Origin of the sequence: Microbacterium sp. Leaf351 (assembly GCF_001423825.1) — a bacterium.
GTDB lineage: Bacteria > Actinomycetota > Actinomycetes > Actinomycetales > Microbacteriaceae > Microbacterium > Microbacterium ginsengisoli.
Map to the genome: position 1 here is coordinate 15,772 of NZ_LMPK01000021.1, position 2,526 is coordinate 18,297.

Annotated in this window: 4 protein-coding genes; 1 reads left to right on the forward strand and 3 read right to left on the reverse strand. The window is 72.6% G+C overall.

Going from position 1 to position 2,526, the window contains the following annotated elements:
- Positions 1 to 556, reverse strand: a 556-nt coding sequence (locus ASG00_RS07435; RefSeq protein WP_235559421.1) for an SDR family oxidoreductase, incomplete at its 3' end; no start/stop codon positions are given.
- A 52-nt stretch (positions 557 to 608) separates the two neighbouring features.
- Here ASG00_RS07435 and ASG00_RS07440 point away from each other — a divergent pair.
- On the forward strand, positions 609 to 1,070 hold the full coding sequence (locus tag ASG00_RS07440) for a winged helix-turn-helix transcriptional regulator (RefSeq protein WP_235557398.1): 462 nt from the start codon (positions 609 to 611) through the stop codon (positions 1,068 to 1,070).
- 32 nt (positions 1,071 to 1,102) lie between these two features.
- On the opposite strand, the gene ASG00_RS07445 is transcribed toward ASG00_RS07440, so the two are convergent.
- Both ASG00_RS07445 and ASG00_RS15760 read right to left on the reverse strand, forming a co-directional pair.
- The gene (locus ASG00_RS07445; RefSeq protein ID WP_056519025.1) at positions 1,103 to 2,263 is read right to left on the reverse strand and encodes a geranylgeranyl reductase family protein; all 1,161 of its coding nucleotides are present in this window, start codon (positions 2,261 to 2,263) and stop codon (positions 1,103 to 1,105) included.
- Between the two features lie 40 nt (positions 2,264 to 2,303).
- Positions 2,304 to 2,462: a hypothetical protein gene (locus ASG00_RS15760; protein ID WP_171006184.1), complete on the reverse strand. Its 159-nt coding sequence runs from the start codon at positions 2,460 to 2,462 to the stop codon at positions 2,304 to 2,306.
- Positions 2,463 to 2,526: the final 64 nt, after the last annotated feature.

The window sequence follows — 2,526 nt, forward strand, 5'->3', positions numbered from 1 at the left end:
TCGCGACATCGAGGCCCTCGGTCATCGGGGTGTCGGCGTAACCGAGGTGGGCGCCGAGCACCTGCGTGCCCTGCGCCTGCAGCTCGAGGCGCAGCGAGTTGGTGATCGACCAGAGCGCGGCCTTGCTCGCCGAGTAGGCGCCGGCGCGGGCCAACCAGCTCAGCGCCGAGTGCACGTCGATGAGCGCGCCACCACCGTTGCGGGCGAGCACGGGGGCGAAGGCCTGTGCCACGCTCAGCGCGCCGAACACGTTCGTGTCGAAGACCCGCCGCACCTCGTCGAGGTCGGTCGACAGCAGCGAGTTCCCGCCCGCGATGCCGGCGTTTTTCACGACGATGGTGGTGTCGGCCGCGGCCTGTGCGGCGGCGCGGACCGACGCCGAGGAGGTCACGTCGAGGGCGAGCGGAACGATCCGGGAGTCGGTCGCCTCGCGCGGCGATCGTGCGGTCGCGTAGACACGGCGCGCGCCGCGTTCGAGGGCGATGCGGGCGAAGTGCGAGCCGAGCCCGCCGTTCGCGCCGGTGATGAGCAGGGTGGCATCCACGAGTGAGGTCATGTCGAGAGCGTACCACCTAGATTGGAAATACCAACTCAGATAGGATGGACGCGTGAAGCCGCCCTCTCCCGTCAACGAACGCTGCTCGATCGCCCGCACCCTCGTCGTGCTCGGCGAGAAGTGGGCGCTGCTCGTCGTGCGCGACATCGCCCTCGGTGTGACCCGGTTCGCCGACATCCGTTCGCGGCTCGAGGTGGCACCCGATGTGCTCTCCGATCGGCTGTCGAAGCTCGTCGATCTCGGAGTGATCGAGCGCCGCGCGTACCGCGACGAGGGCGCGCGGCAGCGCGACGAGTACACACTCACCGCCGCCGGCGCCGCCCTGCTGCCGGTGCTCGGCGCGCTCAGCCAGTGGGGAGACGTCCATGTCGCGTCGCCGTGGGGACCCGCCACGCGCTACGTCGACGCCCGCGATGGAGGTGACGTCCGCATCGCCTTCGTCGATGCACACGGGCGTGCGGTCGATCGCGAGCAGGTCGCGGTCGTCCCGGGGCCGGGGGCGCTCGTCACCTGATCCCGCGGCAGCGCAGCGGGTCCCGGTTCGCGTCAGACCGTCGCCGATCCGCCCCGCCCGAGGAGGCCCACCGCCAGACGGAACCACCAGCGCGTCGCATACGCGGAGAGCGGCGTCTCACCCGCGCAGAACTCGACGAATGCGCGCCGGGCTCGCCGCGACCGGCCGAGGGCGGCGTGCACGAGACGCGGATGCCGCTCGAAGACCGCGAGCAACTGCGCGCCGGTGCGGATCTCGGGCTGCAGCTCCTGTTCGACCCGCGCGACGTACCCGTCCAATGCGGCCGGGTCGCCCGCCGCCGCTCGCGCCGCCGCCTCGCCCGCCCAGGTACCCGACCGCAGCGCGAAGGAGATGCCCTCCCGCGTCCACGGTTCGAGCAGGCCCGCCGCATCACCGGCGACGAGCACGCCCCCGCGGCGCAACGGCGAGGACGCCGTGCGCCACTGCGTGAGATGCCCGCTCGAGTGGCGGGGCGCGGCATCCGTCGTCTCGGTCTCGCGCAGCCACGCGGCCAGGTAGGCGCGTGTCTGCTCGGGTCGCCCGCGCGCCTCGATCACACCCACCTCATCGACCTCGCCCTTCGGGAAGAGCCAGCCGTAGCTGCCCGCGCCCGGACCCCAATCGATGCGCACCGTGTCGCGCGGCGCCCGGCCGCGCTCCCGCTCGTCCTCGAGTCCGAGGTCGACGCGCGCGGGGGTCACTCCGACGTGGCGGGCGATCCGTCCGCCGACGCCGTCCGCGCCGATCACGACCCGCGCCCGCAGCACGCCCGCGCTCGTCTCGACCGCCACGAGATCATCGGATGCCGCCCCCACCCGCTGCACGGCGACGCCCTCGCGGAACACGGCCCCCGCGCGCTGCGCGGCGGTGACGAGCGCCGCGTCGAGACGCTCGCGCCGCGCCATCGTGAGGAACGGCTCGTCGCGGCGGATCTCGACCGGGCGCGCGCCGTCGTGCGTGAAGACGACTCGGCCCACCTCGGCCTCGATCGCGGCCACTCCCTCGGGCGGCAGGAAACGCCGACTCACCCCGAGCAGACCGCCGCCGCAGGTCTTGTAGCGCGGGAACGTCGCCCGATCGACGAGCAGGGTGCTCGCGCCGCCGGCCGCCGCGCATCGGGCAGCCGACGAGCCTGCGGGGCCGGCACCGACGACGATGACGTCCCAGACGATGTCATCGGATGCCGCGGTCACTCCGGCATTCTCGCGCACCCGATTCGGTGCGCGATGCGGATCAGACCTGCCGTCGGATGAAGCGGATGAGTGCGGCGATGATCGCGATGACGATCAGCACCACGCCGAGCCACAGCAGGAAGCCGACCGCCTTCACGAACACACCGAGGAGCAGCAGCACGAGGCCGATGAGGAGAATGAGAACGGCGATACCAACCATGCCGACAGTCTGCGTCGCAGCCGTGAGCTCGTGCCAGGGCCCTCGCCGGAGGCGGGTCGAGGAG

What these genes read in the sequence shown, in the direction of transcription:
- ASG00_RS15760 (WP_171006184.1), bottom strand. Translation starts at nt 2,462, where the DNA reads ATGGTTGGTATCGCCGTTCTCATTCTCCTCATCGGCCTCGTGCTGCTG.